Here is a 15,826-nt window from a genome sequence, read left to right as displayed (position 1 = left end):
CCGCCCCCGCACGGGGGCGCCGGGGGCCCGCCGGACCGCACCGTCCGGCGGGCCCTCACCCCGCCCGGGTCAGCAGCCCCGGACGGCGAACGCCAGGAACTCGGTGACCTCGCCCCGGTCGAAGTTGTCGTCGGAGGCGGCGACCAGCGTGCACTCCCCCGACGTCAGCCGCGGCCCCCACGCCAGCGCCTCCAGGTTCTGCGTCGGGGACGCGAACGCGCCGAGGTCGGCGACGAACCGCTTGCGCACCGGGCGGAACGCGGCGCCCCCGGCGAGGGAGTCGCGGCGCAGGACGTCGGTCGCGCCCCGCACGTCGAACTCGTACAGCCGCACCTTGTAGCCGACGCCCTCGAGCCAGGACCGCTCCAGCGCCAGGAACCGGTGGCCGCCCACGGCGAGGATCTCCGACACGCCGCTGTCGGCGATGCCGCCGGGCGGCCGCGGCGCGGCCGGGAGCCGGTCGACCGGGTAGGCGTACTGGGCGCGGACCCGCCCGGAGCGGTCCCACAGCGTGAGCCGGGTCAGGGCGCCGTGCCGGACGGTCGGCGGCTCGCCGTCCTCGTAGCGGGGCCCCTCGACCATCGCGGCGATGCCGTGCGGGGTGAACGTCAGCGCCTCGAACCCGAAGTTGCGGCGCGGCCCCCGGTGCTCCCCGGTGAGCCGCAGCGGCGGCGGGACGCGCAGCGCGCCCGCGTGCCGCCCGTCGGTCCGCGCCCAGTCCAGCGACATCTGCGACAGCGGGATGTCCGGGTGGGCCTCGTCGGGCCGGTCGCCCTCGCTGCCCCACAGGACCCGCCGGGTGCGGGGGTCGAAGCGGATCGTCTCGGGGTCGGCCGACCCGGGCTTGCCGAAGCCGGGATAGGGTTCGCCGCCGGGCCGCCGCAGTGTGACCGCGCCGGTGACCCGCACACCGGTGAACTTCCCGGTGGCGGGGTCGATGTCGAGCCGGCCGGTGTAGAAGCGGGCCGGGTCGTAGCGCCACCGGTCGTCGGAGATCAGGTACCAGGTGCCGGTGCGGGGATCGCGGTCGATCCCCGAGATGCCGCCGAAGGTGGTGCCGTCGACCTTCATCATGTGCGGGAGGCGCCGCTCCCCCAGGAAGCGCGTGATCCGCAGCCCCTCCGCGCCGGCCCGCGGCGGCGCGCCGCCGGCGGCCTCCGCCCGGGGCCGCCCGTCCGCGAGCGCCGTGCCCGCCACCGCCGCCAGGACGGCGGCCGTCGCCGCCGCCGCCCGCCACATCACCCTGTTCACGTCCATGTCGACCGCCGTCACCCTTCGCATCCGAATGAACGCACTCCGTGCGCAGGGCAAGTATGCTGCAGCGCGGCCGGGGCGGAGGCGATTTCTCAGTCGGCGCGGCGGAACTCCACGATGGCCACCGCCATCAGCCCGAGGCCCATGGCCAGCACGATGACGATCTCCAGCCAGACCGGCACCGTCCAGCCGCCCCAGGTGACGCCGGGGTCGAACGTCCGCAGCAGCCGCTGCGAGACGTCCAGGTGTGCGAACACCACGTGCCGCATCGGGTCGACCGCGTAGGTCAGCGGGTTGAACCGGGTCAGGACGCTCAGCCACGTCGGCAGGCCGTTCAGCGGGTACAGCGCGCCCGACAGGAACATCATCGGCATCATCGCCATCTGCATGAGGCCGAAGAACGCCTGCATCTGGGTGATCCGCGCCGCCATCATCACCCCGAACCCGGTCAGCGCCAGCGCCCCGATGAACATCAGGCCGATCAGCTGGAGCATCAGCACCGGGTCGTAGGGGACGCCGGCGAGCGGCGCGAGCAGCACGATCACCACGCCCTGCAGGGTCGCGACGACGGCGCCGCCGATGCACTTGCCGATCACGATCGCGCTGCGGCTGACCGGCGCCACCAGCATCTCGCGCAGGAACCCGAACTCGCGGTCCCACACGATCGACCCGGCGGAGAACATCGCGGTGAACATCACCGACATCGCGCACACGCCGGGATAGATGAAGGTCTTCAGGTCGACGCTGCCGGCCGGGCCGCCGCCGCTGGTCACGAGGTTGGACAGGCCGGTGCCCATGACCAGCAGCCACAGCACCGGCTGGACGAGCCCGGACACCATCCGCAGCTTGTCCCGCCAGAACCGGATCAGCTCCCGGTGCAGGACGATCTTGACGGCGCGCAGGTCCTGCCGCAGGCCGCGCTCGGGCACCCGCACCCGCACGACCCCCGCGGCCGCCTGCTCCGCCTTCTCCGCGGTGCTCGCCACCGTCACCTCCTCGCCGCGCGCATCGCCATGCGCATGCGGTCGTTGCCCGGCGCCTCGGCGTCCCGGATGGTGGAGCCGGTGAACGACATGAAGACGTCGTCCAGGGACGGGCGCGCCACGTTCACCGACCGGATCGCGACGCCCAGCTCGGCGAAGAGCCGCGGCACGAACGCCTCACCGGAGGCGACCGAGAACGTGACCGCGCCCTCCGACACGACGGCCGCCAGGCCGAACCGGTCCTCGATGGCGGCGATCGCGGCCTGGTCGTCGGCGGTCTGGATGCGGATCCGGTCCTCGCCGACGCCCGCCTTGAGCGCCTCGGGGGTGTCGAGGGCGACGATCCGCCCCGAGTCCATGATCGCGATGCGCTCGCAGAACTCGGCCTCGTCCATGTAGTGCGTCGTCATGAAGATCGTGATCTCCTCCGCCCGCTGCAGCTGGCGGATGTACTCCCAGATCGACGCGCGGGTCTGCGGGTCCAGGCCGACGGTCGGCTCGTCCAGGAACAGCACCCGCGGCGAGTGCAGCAGGCCGCGGGCGATCTCCAGGCGGCGCTTCATGCCGCCGGAGAAGGTCTGCACCAGGTCGCCGCGCCGGTCCCACAGGTTGACCATCTCCAGCACCTGCCGGATGCGGTCGCCCGTCACCGCGCGCGGCACCCCGTACAGCTCGGCGTGGAAGCGCAGGTTCTGCTCCCCCGACAGGTAACCGTCGAGGGTCGGGTCCTGGAACACCAGCCCGATGTTGCGGCGGACGTCGTCGCGCTCGGCGACCACGTCGTGGCCCGCGACCCGCGCGCGGCCCCCGCTGGGGCGCAGCAGGGTGCAGAGCATGTTGATGGTGGTGGACTTGCCGGCGCCGTTCGGGCCGAGGAAACCGAAGATCTCCCCCGGCCGCACGGTGAAGTCGATCCCCCGCACGGCCTCCACGTCGCCGAACTTCTTGATGAGGCCGTCGACCTCGACGGCGGGTCCCCCGTCCGGCATGGGGCCTCCCTCGCATGGATGCGCACCCGTTCTTTGGGCCACCCAACGGTAGGAGTACCCTATATCTCACGTCAAGAGAAATAGGATGTCCCCAGCGAATCCGAGGAGCCGGACGTGACGGACCAGTCCGACGCGATGTACGACTCGCCCACCTACCTGATGTTCGAGACGGTGCGGCTCGTCCGGCGCACCGCGGCGCGGCTGTTCCCCGGCCAGCCGCGGCTGCCCCATCTGCTCGTGCTGTGGTGCGTGGCGCGGTCCGGGCCGCTGTCGCAGCGCGAGGTCGCCGAGCGGCTCCGGATGGACCCCGGCGACCTGGTCGGCATCGTCGACGCGTTGGAGCGGGCCGGGCACGTCGAGCGCCGCCGCGACCCCGGAGACCGGCGCCGGTACGCGCTGGACGCCACCGAGGACGGCCGGCTGTTCCTCGGCGAGAGCCTCGACGCCCGCGTCCGCCTCAACGAGGTCCTCTTCGAGCCGCTGGCACCGGACGAGCGGCGCGCCTTCCGGGAGATGCTGCTGCGCGTCCTCGCCCACCACGACGACCGGTTCACCGCACCGGAGCGGGAGGCGGAGGCCCCTCAGCGCACCGGGACCGGCTCGCCCCTGCGCGACCGCGCCTCGTCGTAGCGGCGCAGCACGAGCCGCGCCGCCGCGCCGTGCGCCCCGATCGGCGCGGCCACCGCGTCCGCGCCGCAGTCCCGCGCCCGGTCCAGGAACCGGCCGGGCGCCAGCAGGTACGGCGCCACCACCACGCGCCCGGCGCCGCGCCGCCGCAGCCGCGCGACGGCCTCGTCCAGCGCGGGGCCGCCCGCGGCGACGAACCCGCAGGTGACGGGCCGCCGCAGCCGCCGCGCCAGCAGCTGGGCGGCGGCCCGCACGTCGGCGGCCCCCGCCGGATCGGCGGATCCCGCCGCGCCGAGGACGACGGCGTCCGGGCGGCGCGGCGAGATCCGGGTCCATGCGCCCAGCGGATCGCCCAGCGTGTCGCGCGGCCCATCGGCCGGCCCGTCGGCCAGGCGATCGGCCGGCCCATCGGCGAGGCGATCGGCCAGGCGGTCGGCCAGCGCGTCCGCCAGCAGCGGGTCCGGGCCGAGCGGCCGGGACGTCACCGCGCCGGGCAGCAGCCGCGCGGCGCGGTCCGGGATGTCGATCAGCGCGTGGTAGCCGCGCGCCAGCAGCAGCGGCACCACGACCACCGGGCCGCCGGCGAGGACGGACGCCGCCTCCTCCAGCGACGGCCGCGCCAGCTCCCCGTACGCCCCGGCGACCCGCAGCCCCGGCCGCAGCGCGCGCACCCGGTCCAGGAGGTCCCCGATCACGGCGGGCCCGGCCGGATCCCGGGTCCCGTGCGCGACGGCCAGCAGCGCCGGGCCGGGGTCAGCCACCGGTGCCCGCCGCGAGCCGGTCGGCGAGGCGCGGGTCGCACGCCAGCCGGTAGCCGCGCTTGACGACCGTCTCGACGATCCCCGGCCGGCCGAGGCCGCGCCGCAGCCGCGCCACCGCCATCTCCACCGCGTGCTCGTCGGCGTGCGGCCGCGCGTCCCGGCCGCGGGGCGCGCCGGTGCCGACGGCCCGGCCCGGCAGCGCGCCGCACAGCTCCGCCCGCGACACCACGTGCCCGGGGCGGCGCGCGAGCGCCCGCAGCATCGCCATCGGCGCCGGCGCGATCGGCCGCAGCTGCCCGTCCAGCACGACGGCGTGCCCGCGCAGCTCCAGCGACGACCCGCGCACCGACAGCCGCCGCGACCGGCGCACCGGCAGCCCGGTGACCAGCGCGCGGACGAGCGCGCCGAGCCGGGCCCGCTCCGGCTGGACGGTCGGGACGCCGCGCTCGGTCAGCGTCCCCGCGGTGACCGGCCCGACGCACGCCGCCACGACGTGGGTGCGCAGGGCCTCCAGCAGGGCGTCCTCCAGCCCGTCCGCGGCGGCGACCGCGAGCGTCGCGCCGACCGCGGGCGCGCTGGTGAACGTGATCGCGTCGACCGTGCCGGTGACGGCCTGGCCGACGAGCCGGCGCAGCGGCGTCGGGTCGTCGGCGCGCGACCACCGGTACACCGGGATCTCGATCACCTCGGCGCCCGCCGCGCGCAGCGCCCCGGTCAGCTCCGGCTGCCGCTCCCCGTACAGCTGGACGGCGACCCGCGCGCCCGCCAGGTCCCGGCCCAGCAGGTGCCGGGCCACCTCGGCGCAGCCCTCCGACTCCGGCGACCACGCCTCCCGCAGCCCGGCGGAGCGGACCGCGCCGCGCGCCTTCGGGCCGCGGGCCACGATCTCGGCGCCGCCGAGCCGGGCGACCAGGGCGTCGCGGAGCCCGTGCCCGTCCACCGTCTCCAGCCACGTCCGGAACCCGATGCCGGTCGTGACGACGACGTGGTCGAGGGGCCCGGCCGCGCACGCCCGGGTGGCCGCCAGCAGCCCGGCGTCGTCGTCGAGCGGGACGAGGCGGATGGCGGGGGCGAGCACGACCCGGGCGCCGCGCCGCTCCAGCAGCGTCGCGAGCTCCTCGTGCCGGCGGGCCGCGGTCACCCCGACCGCGAATCCCGCGAGCGGTCCGGCGGACCCGGCCGCCGGCTCACTGCCGGTGCCCATCGCTGAGCGCCACCTCCACCCGGTCCCCGGCCCGGCGGACCGCGAAGACCGGCAGCGCGACCCGCGGATCGTCCAGGCACGCCCCGGTCCGCAGGTCGAACACCTGCTTGTACATGGGGGACGCGACGGTCGGCGTCCCGTCGCGGGTGCCGAGGATCCCGCGCGACAGCACGTACGCGCCGCTGAACGGGTCGAGGTTGGACAGCGCGTGCAGGGCGCCGTCGAAGACCCGGAAGACCGCAACCTGCGTGCCGTCCACCATCGCGCAGACCCCCCGCTCGGGGATCAGGTCGGCGTAGGAGCAGATGTCGAACCAGCGGGCCGCCGCCCGGCCCGGCCGGTCCCTGGTGATCGTCGCTTCGGGTGTCGTGGTCATGACCTGATCCTCCGTACGGGCGGTTTCACCGCTGGGTCTCCTTTGTCACCGCCGTGTTAAAAGGGACTCACTCCCACGCGCACGGCGCACACCTTGAACTCCGGCATCCGCGACACCGGGTCCAGGGCCGGGTTGGTGAGCAGGTTCACCCGCCCCTCCCCCGCCCAGTGGAACGGCACGAACACGGTGTCGGCGCGGATCGCGTCGGTCAGCCGCGCCCGGACGGTCACCGCGCCCCGGCGGCTCTCCACCCGCACCTGCGCGCCGTCCTCGATGCCGAGCCGCTCGGCCAGGTCGGGGTGCAGCTCGGCGAACGGCCCCGGCGCCGCCTCGGCCAGCGCCGGGACGCGGCGGGTCTGCGCGCCCGACTGGTACTGCGCGAGGACCCGCCCGGTCGTCAGGTACACCGGGTGGGCGGCGTCCACGTCCTCGGCGGGGCCGCGGTGCTCGACCGGGACGAACCGGGCCCGCCCGTCCGGCGTGGGGAACCGGTCGAGGTAGGGGCGGGGCGTGCCGGGGTGGTCCGGGGACGGGCAGGGCCAGAACACGCCGCCCTCGGCCTCGATCCGCGCGTAGTCGATGCCGGCGTAGTCGGCGGCGCCGCCCGCGCTGGCGCGGCGCAGCTCGCCGAACACCGCCTCCGGGTCGGTACTCCACTCCCCCGGCGCCTTCAGCCGCTCCGCGAGCGCCCCGATGATCTCCAGGTCGGTGCGGACGCCGGCCGGCGGGCGGACGGCCCGGCGCCGCCGCAGCACCCGGCCCTCCAGGTTCGTCATCGTCCCCGACTCCTCGGCCCACTGCGCGGCCGGCAGCACCACGTCGGCGCGCCGCGCGGTCTCCGACGGCACGAAGTCGGCGACCACCAGCAGGTCGAGCGCGTCGAGCCGCTCCTGCACGCGCCCGGCGTCCGGCGCCGACACCACCGGGTTCGACCCGAACAGCAGCAGCGCCTTCGGCCCGCCGGCGGTGCCGAGCGCCGACAGCAGCTCGTGCGCCGACCGCCCCGGCCCCGACAGGGCGGCGGGGTCCACGCCCCACACCGCCGCGACGTGCGCGCGGGCCGCCGGGTCGTCGATCCTGCGGTAGCCGGGCAGCTGGTCGGCCTTCTGCCCGTGCTCGCGGCCGCCCTGCCCGTTGCCCTGCCCGGTCAGGCACCCGTACCCGGAGCCGGCGCGGCCGGGCAGCCCGAGCGCGAGCGCCAGGTTGATGAACGCGCTGACGGTGTCGGTGCCGTCCGCGTGCTGCTCGCCGCCCCGCCCGGTCAGCACGTGGGCGCGGCCGGCGCGGGCCAGCAGCCGGACGGCCTCGCGCATCGCCGGGACGGGGACGCCGGTGATGCGCTCCACGCGGTCCGGCCAGTAGGCGTTGGCGACCGTCCGGACCGCGCCGAACCCGGTCGTGCGGGCGGCGATGTAGCCGTCGTCGGCGAGCCCCTCGGCGAGCGCCAGGTGCAGCAGCCCGTTGGCGAGCGCGAGGTCGGTCCCGGGCACCGGCTGCAGGTGCAGGTCCGCCCGGCGGGCGGTGGCGGTGCGGCGCGGGTCCACCACGATGAGGGCTCCGCCGCCGTCCCGCATCTCCGCCAGATGCCGCATGAACGGCGGCATCGTCTCGGCCGGGTTCCCGCCCACCAGCAGGACGGCGCCGGACGCCGCCAGGTCGGTGACCGGCCCCGGCAGCCCCCGGTCCATGCCGAACGCCCGGCCGGACGCCGCCGCGGCCGACGCCATGCAGAACCGCCCGTTGTAGTCGATCTGGGACGTGCCGAGCGCGACGCGCGCGAACTTGCCGAGCTGGTAGGCCTTCTCGTTGGTCAGCCCGCCGCCGCCGAACACCGCGACCGCGTCCGGGCCGTGCAGCGCCCGCAGCCGGGCGGCCTCGGCGGCGACCCGGTCCAGGGCCGCGTCCCAGGTGCAGGGCTCCAGCGGGGCGTCCCGGCGGCGCCGCGCCAGCGGCGCGGTCAGCCGGTCCGGGACGGTGAGCAGTTCCGCGGCCGTCCAGCCCTTCTGGCACAGCCCGCCGCGGTTGGCGGGCACGTCGTCGCGCGGCTCGACCCGCACGGCGCGCCCGCCGGTCTCGTGCAGGGTCATGCCGCACTGCAGGGCGCAGTACGGGCAGTGCGTGGGAGTCCCGTTCATGGGCCGAGACTCGGCGGGCGCCGTTTCGCCGCGGAGTCCCCGGTGTGACTCCGCCGTTAAAAGCCCTTCACGCGGCCGCGTCCGCCGAGGTCAGGGCGCGGGCGGGCGCCGCACCCGGGCGTGTCGCTTCCTGACGTGCACGTGTCAAGCGTTGTCGATCCCTGTCATGGGCTATTCGTCGTCTTTTACCCGATCTCCGAACGGATTCGCGGCGCCCCGGTGATCTTCCGGACGAATGCGGCCCCGCGCCCGGCCCCGCCCCGGCCGCCCCGCGGTGATCACGCCTAACCTCGGTACATGCCCGACCTTGCTTACTACGCCTCACTGCCGCGCGCCCGCGGCGCCGCGGCGGCCCTGCTCCTGGACGACCTCGGGCGGGTCCTGCTGGTCAAGCCCACCTACAGCGAGGGCTGGTATCTCCCCGGCGGGGTCATCGAGGCCGACGAGTCCCCGCTGTCGGCGTGCCTGCGCGAGTGCGAGGAGGAACTCGGCCTCGTCCCCCGCCTGGACGGCCTGGCCTGCGTCGACTGGGGCTCCCCCCGCGACGACGGCGTCGACGCCGTCAACGTGTTCGTCTTTGGCGGCACCATTACCGGCGCGGAGATCGCGGCGATCCGGCTGCCGCCCGAGGAGCTGTCCGACCACGTCCTGGTCGCGCCGGAGAAGATCCCCGAGCTGGCGCCGCCGCACGTCTCCCGCCGGATGGACCCCAGCCTGCGGGCCATGGCCGACGGGCGCGCCGTCTACCTCGAGGACGGCCGCGAGCAGCCCTTCGGCTAGACCGGGACCGCGTCGCGGATCTGGCGGGCGCCCTCCGGGTCCACCGCCCGGGCGCAGTGCGCGCAGCAGTAGAAGTGCCCGTTCACCTCCACGCCGTGCCCCAGGACGCGGCACTGGCAGTGCTCGCAGATCGGCGCCATCCGGTGCACCGCGCACTCGAACGAGTCGAACGTGTGCACCTCGCCCTGCGCGTGCACCTCGAAGGCCATCGCGTAGTCGTTGCCGCAGACCTCACAGGTCGCCATCGGTCCCGTCTCCGTTTCCCCCGCCGCCTCGCGACCACCTGCCTACCCGCTGCGGCCCCGGTCTACCACCCGCCCCGCCACCGGCCCCTCACCACCGGCCCCTCACCACTGGCGGAGACACCCGGTGCGGCGGAGTTAGCACCCGCGTACGACCGGTCACACGCGCCCGAAATCTCGCGCTCCTACGGTCGGCCTTCCGAACCCGACCAGGGAGAGCGCCGATGACCGTGACCACCCGGGCCGCGCGCGGGGACCGCGCCCGGCCGCCGAAGGGCCGCTGGATCGAGGACTGGCGGCCCGAGGACCCCGCCTTCTGGGCGGCCCGCGGCGCCCGGACCGCCCGCCGCAACCTGATCCTGTCGATCTTCGCCGAGCACATCGGGTTCTCGGTGTGGACGCTCTGGTCGGTCCTCGTGCTGTTCCTCGGCCCCGCCTACGGCATCGACCCGGCGGGCAAGTTCACCCTCACCGCCGTCCCCGCCCTCGTCGGCGCGGCACTGCGCATCCCCTACACGCTCGCCGTCGCCCGGTTCGGCGGCCGCAACTGGACCGTCCTCAGCGCGGCCCTGCTGCTCGTCCCGGCGGTCCTCGCCGCGACGCTGATCGAGCCCGGCGTCTCGTTCACCACGCTGCTGGTCCTCGCGGCCGTCGCCGGCGTCGGCGGCGGCAACTTCGCGTCCTCGATGGCCAACATCAACGCGTTCTACCCGCAGCGGCTCAAGGGCTGGGCGCTCGGCGTCAACGCCGGGGGCGGCAACCTCGGCGTCGCCGCCGTCCAGCTCGCCGGGCTGCTCGTCCTCGCCACCGCCGGCAAGGACCACCCCCGCCTGCTCGCCGGGATCTACATCCCGCTGATCGTCCTCGCCGCCCTCGCCGCCCGGTTCCGCATGGACAACCTGGCGCGGGCGCGCAACGACCGGCACGCGATGCGGGACGTGTGCCGGGACGCCCACACCTGGATCATGTCGGTGCTCTACATCGGCACCTTCGGGTCGTTCATCGGGTTCGGGTTCGCGTTCGGGCAGGTCCTGCAGATCCAGTTCGCCGACGACTTCGGCACGCCGGTCAGGGCCGCCTGCCTGACGTTCCTCGGCCCCGCGCTCGGGTCGCTGCTCCGCCCGGCCGGCGGGCGGCTCGCCGACCGCGTCGGCGGCGCCGCGGTCACCTTCTGGACGTTCGCCGCGATGGCCGCGTCCGCCGCCCTGGTGCTGGCCGCGTCGCTGCGCGGATCGCTGCCGCTGTTCCTCACCGGCTTCGTCCTGCTGTTCGCGTTCAGCGGCGCCGGCAACGGCTCCACCTACAAGATGATCCCCGCGATCTTCCGGGCCAAGGCCCCCGAGGACGAGGCGCGCCGGCTGTCCGGAGCGCTGATCGGCATCGTGGGCGCCGTCGGCGCGTTCGGCGGCGTCCTGGTCAACCTCGCCTTCCGGCAGTCGTTCCTGGCCTCCGGGACCGGCGACGGCGCCTACCTCGCGTTCATCGCCTTCTACGCCGTGTGCTGCGCCCTCACCTGGGCGGTCTACCTGCGGCCGCGCCCGGGCAGGCTGGAGGGGGTCTGACGGACGGTCCGCCGGCGCACCCGCCCGGGCCGGTCGTCGCGCTCGGGCCAGCGCGGCGACCGGCCCGACGAGCGCAGCACCGCCTCCCACGGGTCGCCCGCGGCGAGCGGCAGGTGCGGGACGCCCCAGTGCCACGCCGACACCAGCAGGTCGGGATCGCGCGGACGGTAGTCCCGGCCGGCCGCGCGGGCCATGTCCCAGGCGTGCAGGTGCCACTCCACGCACGCCGCGCCCGCGTGGTCGCCGACCGTGTACTTGGTGCCCCGGTAGATCAGGTGCGTCCGGTCCCACATGTCCGGCATCAGGTCGGCGTACGCGCCGGCCGACACCCCGAACGCCATGATCCGCTCGGGTCCGGGCTCCGGCGGCAGCACCGCCAGTTCGGTCGCGTTCTGCCGCGCCTGCTGCCGGATCAGCACCGCAGTGGCCGCCTCCTGCGCGAACAGCGTCGCGAGCCGGCTGTCGGGCGCGTCCTGGAGGTACTCCAGGAAGTTCTCCGCGACGCACCGCAGGTGCCCGGCGAGGTCGATCAGCCGCCAGTCGGCGCAGGGCGTCGGCACGTCCCAGTCGCCGACGGCCTCCGCCAGCACGCGGATCGCCTTCACCCCGTCCTGGTAGGACTCTATGACGCGGCACCGGTCCGGCGGCGTGCGCTCCACGTGACATCCCCCAACGTCCAGAGCGGCGTGTGCCCTCTCCGCCGGGCCGCGTCCGCGCGCACGTCATCGACCCTGCGACGTGCGGTGCGGCGCCCCCGGCGTTCCCCGAGAGGGCAGACTCTCAAAGTTCGGTGGCCGGTGCCACCCGGTGACGCTGTGTCGCCACAGGTCCCGGAAACGGGCTCAGCCGAGCGCGGACGGCACCGTCTTGAAGCTGAGGCGGTGCGCCTCGCGGGCCGTGCGCAGGCGGTCGACCTCGTCCGTCCACGGGCGCACGGCCGGGCGCGCCTTGGCCTTGCGGTAGGCGATCTCGGCGGTGCGGCGGGTCTTGGCGTCCTGGGTGTCGGCCGCGTAGACCTTCGGGCCCATCGCGACCCGCTCGGACGCCTCGGCGGCGGCGAGCACCGCCGTCATCGCCTTGTCGAACACGGTGGTCAGCTCCCGCAGCTCCGGCAGGGGGGCGTCGGCGGCCTGCGCGTCCCGCAGCGCCCGCTCGGCGTCGCCGGCCGCCGCGAGCCGGTCCTCGTACTCGGCGGCCAGCCGCTGGTCGGCCTCGTACGGCTCCGCGACGTCCTTGCTCACCCGGCGGCCCAGCGGCATGGTGGTACTCCCTCGTCGGTCTGCATGTCCGGTCGGGGGTAAGCGTACGCGGGGTTCCGGCGTGTCGTGGCGGCGGACACCCGGCTTCGGCCCTTTACGTAGTAAGGTCGATTCTCATGGTCCGGCAGCCCAGCATCAACGCCCAGCACCGCCCGCCGCTGTCCACCGAGCGGATCATCGAGGCGGCCCTGCACATCGTGGACGGCCAGGGACTCGGCCGCCTCACGATGCGCCGCCTCGGGGACGCCCTGGAGGTCGAGGCGATGGCGATCTACCACCACCTCCCCCGCGGCAAGGAGCAGCTCCTGGACGGCCTCGTCGCGCACGTCGCCTCCGCCCCCGCCACCGACGCGGCCACCGACGCGGCGGCGCGGCGCTGGCAGGACGTCCTGCGCGGCTGGGCCGGCGACTACCGCGGCCGGCTGATGGCGCACGCCGGGGTCCTGCCCCTCGTCGTCACGCGCCGCAACCCCGCCGCGCTCACCACGACCGTCGCGTCCCTGCGCGAGGTCATGCGGCGCGGCGGTGTCGCCGAGGCCACCGCCGCCGTCGCCGCGCACACCCTGCTCGGCTACGTGATCGGCCACACCGCCCTGGAGGCGCGCGGTACCGACGAGGACGGCGCCGACCGCGCCGTCGACTGGGACGCCCGGTTCACCGCGGGCCTCGACCTCGTCATCGCCGGCGTCCGCTGACCCGCGGCCGGCCTGCGGCGGGGGCCGGCGCGCCGCTCAGGGCGCCAGCAGCCCGTCCTCGACGACGAGGACCTCCAGGTGGCGCGGGCCGTGGACGCCCTCGACCCTGCGCATCTCGATGCCGTGGGTGGCCGACGGGCCGCTGATCCAGGTGAGCGGCCGCGCCGGGTCCAGCCGGGCGACCGCTTCCGGGACCGTCCCGACGATCTGGTCGGCGTGCACCACGCACAGGTGGAAGCCGGGCAGGAGCGTGAGCGCCCGCCTGCCCTGGCCGCGGCCGCCGTCCAGGACGACCGTGCCCGTGTTCGCGATCGCCGCCGCGCACCCGGTCACCACGGCGTCCACGCCGGCGAGGGCGTCGATGTCCAGGGGCGGGGCGTCGGCCAGGGCCCGGACGCCGTCCAGCTCGGCGAGCCACCCGTACGGCAGGTCCGCCGGGACGGCGATCTGCTTGGCCTCGCGGGCCCACAGCGCGGCGGCCACCGCCGTGCCCACCTCGCCGGCGCCGACGTGCCGGACGGCGGCCCGGTTGTCGGCGACCCGCTCGGTGAACAGGGCGGCGACGTCCGCCCGCGTCACCGCCTCGGCCTCCGCCAGCCGGCGCGCGTAGCCGCGCGGGACCGGCGGGCGCGCGGCCCGCGACCCGCCGAGCGCCTCCCGCACCCGCCGCAGCATCTCCTCCCGCCCGCTCACGGCCGCCTCCCGTTCCACCAGGAGCGGAAGGTCTCCGCGGGCGGCGCCGGCAGGTCGCGGGCCTCGGTCCACGCGCCGAGCAGGCCGGGCAGCCGGCGGATCCGCCCGCCGCGCGACAGCAGCCGCGCCCACCGGGTGCCGCGCCGCACCGCGGCCTCGTGCCGGCGCGGGTCGCCCATCGTCCAGGCCAGGCCGCGCATCAGCACCATCTCCGGGGTCGGCACGGGCCGCCGGCGGCGCGACTCCACGACCTTGCCGCGCAGGTGGACCAGCACGTCCGGGATGTCGATCTTCACCGGGCAGACGTCGGCGCAGGCGCCGCAGAGCGTCGACGCGTACGGCAGCGACGCCGCCGCCGCGCCCTCCACGCCGCGCAGCTGCGGGGTGAGGATCGCGCCGATCGGCCCCGGGTAGACCGGGCCGTACGGCCGGCCGCCCGTGCGCTCGTAGACGGGGCAGACGTTCAGGCAGGCCGAGCAGCGGATGCAGCGCAGCGCGGCGCGGCCGACCTCGTCGGCCAGGGCCCTGGTGCGGCCGTTGTCGAGCAGGACGAGGTGGAACGCGCGCGGCCCGTCGCCCGGTGTCACGCCCGTCCAGGACGAGACGTACGGCGTCATCCGGTCACCGGTCGACGAGCGCGGAAGCAGCTGGAGGAACACCTCCATGTCATCCCATGTCGGGACGACCTTGTCGATACCGGCGACGCAGATCAGCGTCTCCGGCAGCGTCACGCACATCCGCGCGTTGCCCTCCGACTCCACCACCACGGCCGTGCCGCTCTCGGCCACCAGGAAGTTCGCGCCGGTGATCGCGACGCCGGCGCGCAGGAACGGCTCCCGCAGATGCGCGCGGGCCGCCGCGGCCAGGGCCTGCGGATCGTCGGGCAGGCCGGCCCCGGCGGCGGGCATCCCGCGCCGGAACAGCTCCCTGATCTGCGCGCGGTCGCGGTGCGCGGCCGCCGACAGCAGGTGGGACGGCTCGTCCTCGCCGAGCCGCACGGCCAGGTCGGCGAGCGCCGTCTCGCGGACGGCCACCCCCATGCGGGCCAGCGCGGCGTCCACGCCGGCCTCCCGGACCGCCAGCGACGCCGCCCGCACGACCTCCGTCGCCCCGGCCGCCCGCACCAGCCCGGTGACGACGCGGCGCGCCTCGGCCGCGTCCACCGCCCAGTGCACGGTGCCGCCCGCCTCGGTGACGGCCCGCTCCAGCTCCTCCAGGTGCACGTCCAGGTCGCGGAGCGCCGCCTCCCCGATCGCGCGGCCCGCCTCGCGCAGCTCCGCCCAGTCGGCGGGCTCGCCGGACGCGGCGGCCGCCCGCTCGCGCAGGACCGCGGTCGCGCCGCGCAGGTTGCGGCGCGCGCCGGTATCGGCCAGCGCGGGCCGGGCCGCGGCGGCGAACTTCGGCATCGGCAGCGGGACCGGCCCGCCCTGCGGCCGACCCTGCGGCGCGCCCGTCACGACGGCCCCGCCGAGGCGAGGATCTCGGCCAGGTGCAGGGTGCGGACACCGGCGCGCAGCCGCGACAGCGCCCCGCCGATGTGCGCGAGGCAGGAGTCGTCGACCGCGCACACCACGTCCGCGCCCGTGCCGCGGATGTGCCTGACCTTGTCGGCGACCATCGCGACCGACACGTCCGCGTTCTTCATCGCGAACGCACCGCCGAACCCGCAGCACTCCTCCGCGTTGGGCAGCTCCACCAGGTCGATGCCCCCGACCGCGCGCAGCAGCCGCAGCGGCCGGTCGCCGGCCCGCAGCGCCCGCAGCGACCGGCAGGACGGGTGGTAGGTGACCCGGTGCGGGAAGTACGCGCCGACATCGGTGACCCCGAGGACGTCCACCAGGAACTCGGTGAGCTCGTAGACGGCGAGGCCCTCGGCGGCGCGGGCCAGGCCGGGATCGCGGGCGGCCCGCGCGATCCGCGGGTAGGCGTCCCGGACGGCCGCGGCGCAGGACGCCGACGTCGCGACCACGACGTCGCCGCCCGCGAACGCGGCGGTGTACGCGCGGGCGAGATCGGCGGCCTCGCGGTGGTATCCCGCCGACCAGTGGATCTGCCCGCAGCACGTCTGCCCCGGCGGGAATACCACTTCATGGCCTAGACGTTCCAAAAGGACGGTCACGGCCCTCCCCGCATCGGGGAACAGCGCGTCATCGAAGCATGCGACGGACAACGCGACACGCATCGGCCTCACTCCCCCTACGCCCTGAGGCGTTCCCCGTGCGACATCGTAGGGGTTCCGGTCCCGTCGGCGTGTCGTTCTCCGTCC

17 protein-coding genes are annotated in these 15,826 nt (G+C 75.8%); 4 read left to right on the top strand and 13 right to left on the bottom strand.

Features of this window, described 5'->3' with window-relative positions:
- Positions 1–69 precede the first annotated feature (69 nt).
- The 3 genes from ABZ806_RS19520 to ABZ806_RS19510 form a co-directional block, all read right to left on the bottom strand.
- The gene (locus ABZ806_RS19520) at positions 70–1,281 is read right to left on the bottom strand and encodes an esterase-like activity of phytase family protein (protein ID WP_500218722.1); all 1,212 of its coding nucleotides are present in this window, start codon (positions 1,279–1,281) and stop codon (positions 70–72) included.
- A gap of 65 nt (positions 1,282–1,346) precedes the next feature.
- Entirely contained in the window at positions 1,347–2,240 is an 894-nt protein-coding gene (locus ABZ806_RS19515) for an ABC transporter permease (protein WP_500218721.1), read from the bottom strand.
- Between the two features lie 2 nt (positions 2,241–2,242).
- Positions 2,243–3,226, bottom strand: a complete 984-nt coding sequence (locus tag ABZ806_RS19510; RefSeq protein WP_500218720.1) for an ATP-binding cassette domain-containing protein — start codon at positions 3,224–3,226, stop codon at positions 2,243–2,245.
- 114 nt (positions 3,227–3,340) lie between these two features.
- Here ABZ806_RS19510 and ABZ806_RS19505 point away from each other — a divergent pair, with 114 nt between their 5' ends.
- The gene (locus ABZ806_RS19505) at positions 3,341–3,856 is read left to right on the top strand and encodes a MarR family winged helix-turn-helix transcriptional regulator (RefSeq protein WP_500218719.1); all 516 of its coding nucleotides are present in this window, start codon (positions 3,341–3,343) and stop codon (positions 3,854–3,856) included.
- Here ABZ806_RS19505 and ABZ806_RS19500 read toward each other — a convergent pair.
- Genes ABZ806_RS19500 through ABZ806_RS19485 form a run of 4 tightly spaced genes read right to left on the bottom strand, consistent with a single transcriptional unit; the run spans position 3,808 to position 8,329 of the window.
- Positions 3,808–4,614 carry a sirohydrochlorin chelatase gene (locus ABZ806_RS19500; protein WP_500218718.1) on the bottom strand — a complete coding sequence of 269 codons (807 nt, stop codon included), beginning with the start codon at positions 4,612–4,614 and terminating at the stop codon, positions 3,808–3,810. The genes ABZ806_RS19505 and ABZ806_RS19500 overlap by 49 nt on opposite strands.
- Complete coding sequence (locus tag ABZ806_RS19495) at positions 4,607–5,818, bottom strand: uroporphyrinogen-III synthase (protein ID WP_500218717.1); 1,212 nt, start codon at positions 5,816–5,818, stop codon at positions 4,607–4,609. The genes ABZ806_RS19500 and ABZ806_RS19495 overlap by 8 nt, the downstream gene beginning before the upstream one ends.
- The gene (gene nirD / locus ABZ806_RS19490) at positions 5,802–6,194 is read right to left on the bottom strand and encodes a nitrite reductase small subunit NirD (protein WP_500218716.1); all 393 of its coding nucleotides are present in this window, start codon (positions 6,192–6,194) and stop codon (positions 5,802–5,804) included. Before nirD ends, ABZ806_RS19495 begins: the two co-directional genes overlap by 17 nt.
- A 56-nt stretch (positions 6,195–6,250) precedes the next feature.
- Positions 6,251–8,329: a molybdopterin oxidoreductase family protein gene (locus tag ABZ806_RS19485; protein WP_500218715.1), complete on the bottom strand. Its 2,079-nt coding sequence runs from the start codon at positions 8,327–8,329 to the stop codon at positions 6,251–6,253.
- A 297-nt stretch (positions 8,330–8,626) separates the two neighbouring features.
- Between ABZ806_RS19485 and ABZ806_RS19480 the strand changes: the two genes are divergently transcribed.
- Positions 8,627–9,109, top strand: a complete 483-nt coding sequence (locus tag ABZ806_RS19480) for an NUDIX domain-containing protein (protein WP_500218714.1) — start codon at positions 8,627–8,629, stop codon at positions 9,107–9,109.
- On the opposite strand, the gene ABZ806_RS19475 is transcribed toward ABZ806_RS19480, so the two are convergent.
- A complete protein-coding gene (locus tag ABZ806_RS19475) occupies positions 9,106–9,354 on the bottom strand; it encodes a metallothionein (protein WP_500218713.1) in 249 nt (82 codons plus the stop codon). The two genes, ABZ806_RS19480 and ABZ806_RS19475, sit on opposite strands and share 4 nt — an antisense overlap.
- Positions 9,355–9,575: 221 nt before the next feature.
- Between ABZ806_RS19475 and ABZ806_RS19470 the strand changes: the two genes are divergently transcribed.
- Positions 9,576–10,913 (top strand): nitrate/nitrite transporter, encoded by a 1,338-nt coding sequence (locus ABZ806_RS19470; protein WP_500218712.1) that lies wholly within the window; start codon positions 9,576–9,578, stop codon positions 10,911–10,913.
- Here ABZ806_RS19470 and ABZ806_RS19465 read toward each other — a convergent pair.
- Both ABZ806_RS19465 and ABZ806_RS19460 read right to left on the bottom strand, forming a co-directional pair.
- Positions 10,874–11,572: a maleylpyruvate isomerase N-terminal domain-containing protein gene (locus tag ABZ806_RS19465; protein WP_500218711.1), complete on the bottom strand. Its 699-nt coding sequence runs from the start codon at positions 11,570–11,572 to the stop codon at positions 10,874–10,876. The two genes, ABZ806_RS19470 and ABZ806_RS19465, sit on opposite strands and share 40 nt — an antisense overlap.
- Before the next feature lie 183 nt (positions 11,573–11,755).
- The gene (locus ABZ806_RS19460; protein ID WP_500218710.1) at positions 11,756–12,172 is read right to left on the bottom strand and encodes a plectin; all 417 of its coding nucleotides are present in this window, start codon (positions 12,170–12,172) and stop codon (positions 11,756–11,758) included.
- Positions 12,173–12,288: 116 nt separating this feature from the next.
- On the opposite strand from ABZ806_RS19460, the gene ABZ806_RS19455 reads away from it, so the two are divergent.
- Positions 12,289–12,867, top strand: a complete 579-nt coding sequence (locus ABZ806_RS19455) for a TetR/AcrR family transcriptional regulator (RefSeq protein ID WP_500218709.1) — start codon at positions 12,289–12,291, stop codon at positions 12,865–12,867.
- A 36-nt stretch (positions 12,868–12,903) separates the two neighbouring features.
- On the opposite strand, the gene ABZ806_RS19450 is transcribed toward ABZ806_RS19455, so the two are convergent.
- Genes ABZ806_RS19450 through ABZ806_RS19440 form a run of 3 tightly spaced genes read right to left on the bottom strand, consistent with a single transcriptional unit; the run spans position 12,904 to position 15,742 of the window.
- On the bottom strand, positions 12,904–13,560 hold the full coding sequence (locus tag ABZ806_RS19450) for a LutC/YkgG family protein (RefSeq protein ID WP_500218708.1): 657 nt from the start codon (positions 13,558–13,560) through the stop codon (positions 12,904–12,906).
- Positions 13,557–14,966 carry a lactate utilization protein B gene (locus tag ABZ806_RS19445; RefSeq protein WP_500218748.1) on the bottom strand — a complete coding sequence of 470 codons (1,410 nt, stop codon included), beginning with the start codon at positions 14,964–14,966 and terminating at the stop codon, positions 13,557–13,559. Before ABZ806_RS19445 ends, ABZ806_RS19450 begins: the two co-directional genes overlap by 4 nt.
- 47 nt (positions 14,967–15,013) lie before the next feature.
- Positions 15,014–15,742 carry a (Fe-S)-binding protein gene (locus ABZ806_RS19440; RefSeq protein ID WP_500218707.1) on the bottom strand — a complete coding sequence of 243 codons (729 nt, stop codon included), beginning with the start codon at positions 15,740–15,742 and terminating at the stop codon, positions 15,014–15,016.
- Positions 15,743–15,826: the final 84 nt, after the last annotated feature.

The organism is Spirillospora sp. NPDC047418, from assembly GCF_040643275.1.
In the GTDB taxonomy this organism is placed as follows: domain Bacteria; phylum Actinomycetota; class Actinomycetes; order Streptosporangiales; family Streptosporangiaceae; genus Spirillospora.
The sequence above is the reverse complement of the archived record's forward strand: the minus strand, read 5'-3'. Positions and strand labels throughout refer to the sequence as shown.

Bases quoted from the DNA above. Each gene is read 5' to 3' on its own strand.
- ABZ806_RS19485 (WP_500218715.1), bottom strand. From the start codon at position 8,329: ATGAACGGGACTCCCACGCACTGCCCGTACTGCGCCCTGCAGTGCGGC.
- ABZ806_RS19480 (WP_500218714.1), top strand. From the start codon at position 8,627: ATGCCCGACCTTGCTTACTACGCCTCACTGCCGCGCGCCCGCGGCGCC.
- ABZ806_RS19440 (WP_500218707.1), bottom strand. From the start codon at position 15,742: ATGCGTGTCGCGTTGTCCGTCGCATGCTTCGATGACGCGCTGTTCCCC.
- ABZ806_RS19495 (WP_500218717.1), bottom strand. From the start codon at position 5,818: ATGGGCACCGGCAGTGAGCCGGCGGCCGGGTCCGCCGGACCGCTCGCG.
- nirD (WP_500218716.1), bottom strand. From the start codon at position 6,194: ATGACCACGACACCCGAAGCGACGATCACCAGGGACCGGCCGGGCCGG.
- ABZ806_RS19510 (WP_500218720.1), bottom strand. From the start codon at position 3,226: ATGCCGGACGGGGGACCCGCCGTCGAGGTCGACGGCCTCATCAAGAAG.
- ABZ806_RS19455 (WP_500218709.1), top strand. From the start codon at position 12,289: ATGGTCCGGCAGCCCAGCATCAACGCCCAGCACCGCCCGCCGCTGTCC.
- ABZ806_RS19460 (WP_500218710.1), bottom strand. From the start codon at position 12,172: ATGCCGCTGGGCCGCCGGGTGAGCAAGGACGTCGCGGAGCCGTACGAG.
- ABZ806_RS19470 (WP_500218712.1), top strand. From the start codon at position 9,576: ATGACCGTGACCACCCGGGCCGCGCGCGGGGACCGCGCCCGGCCGCCG.
- ABZ806_RS19445 (WP_500218748.1), bottom strand. From the start codon at position 14,966: ATGCCGAAGTTCGCCGCCGCGGCCCGGCCCGCGCTGGCCGATACCGGC.
- ABZ806_RS19520 (WP_500218722.1), bottom strand. From the start codon at position 1,281: ATGCGAAGGGTGACGGCGGTCGACATGGACGTGAACAGGGTGATGTGG.
- ABZ806_RS19475 (WP_500218713.1), bottom strand. From the start codon at position 9,354: ATGGCGACCTGTGAGGTCTGCGGCAACGACTACGCGATGGCCTTCGAG.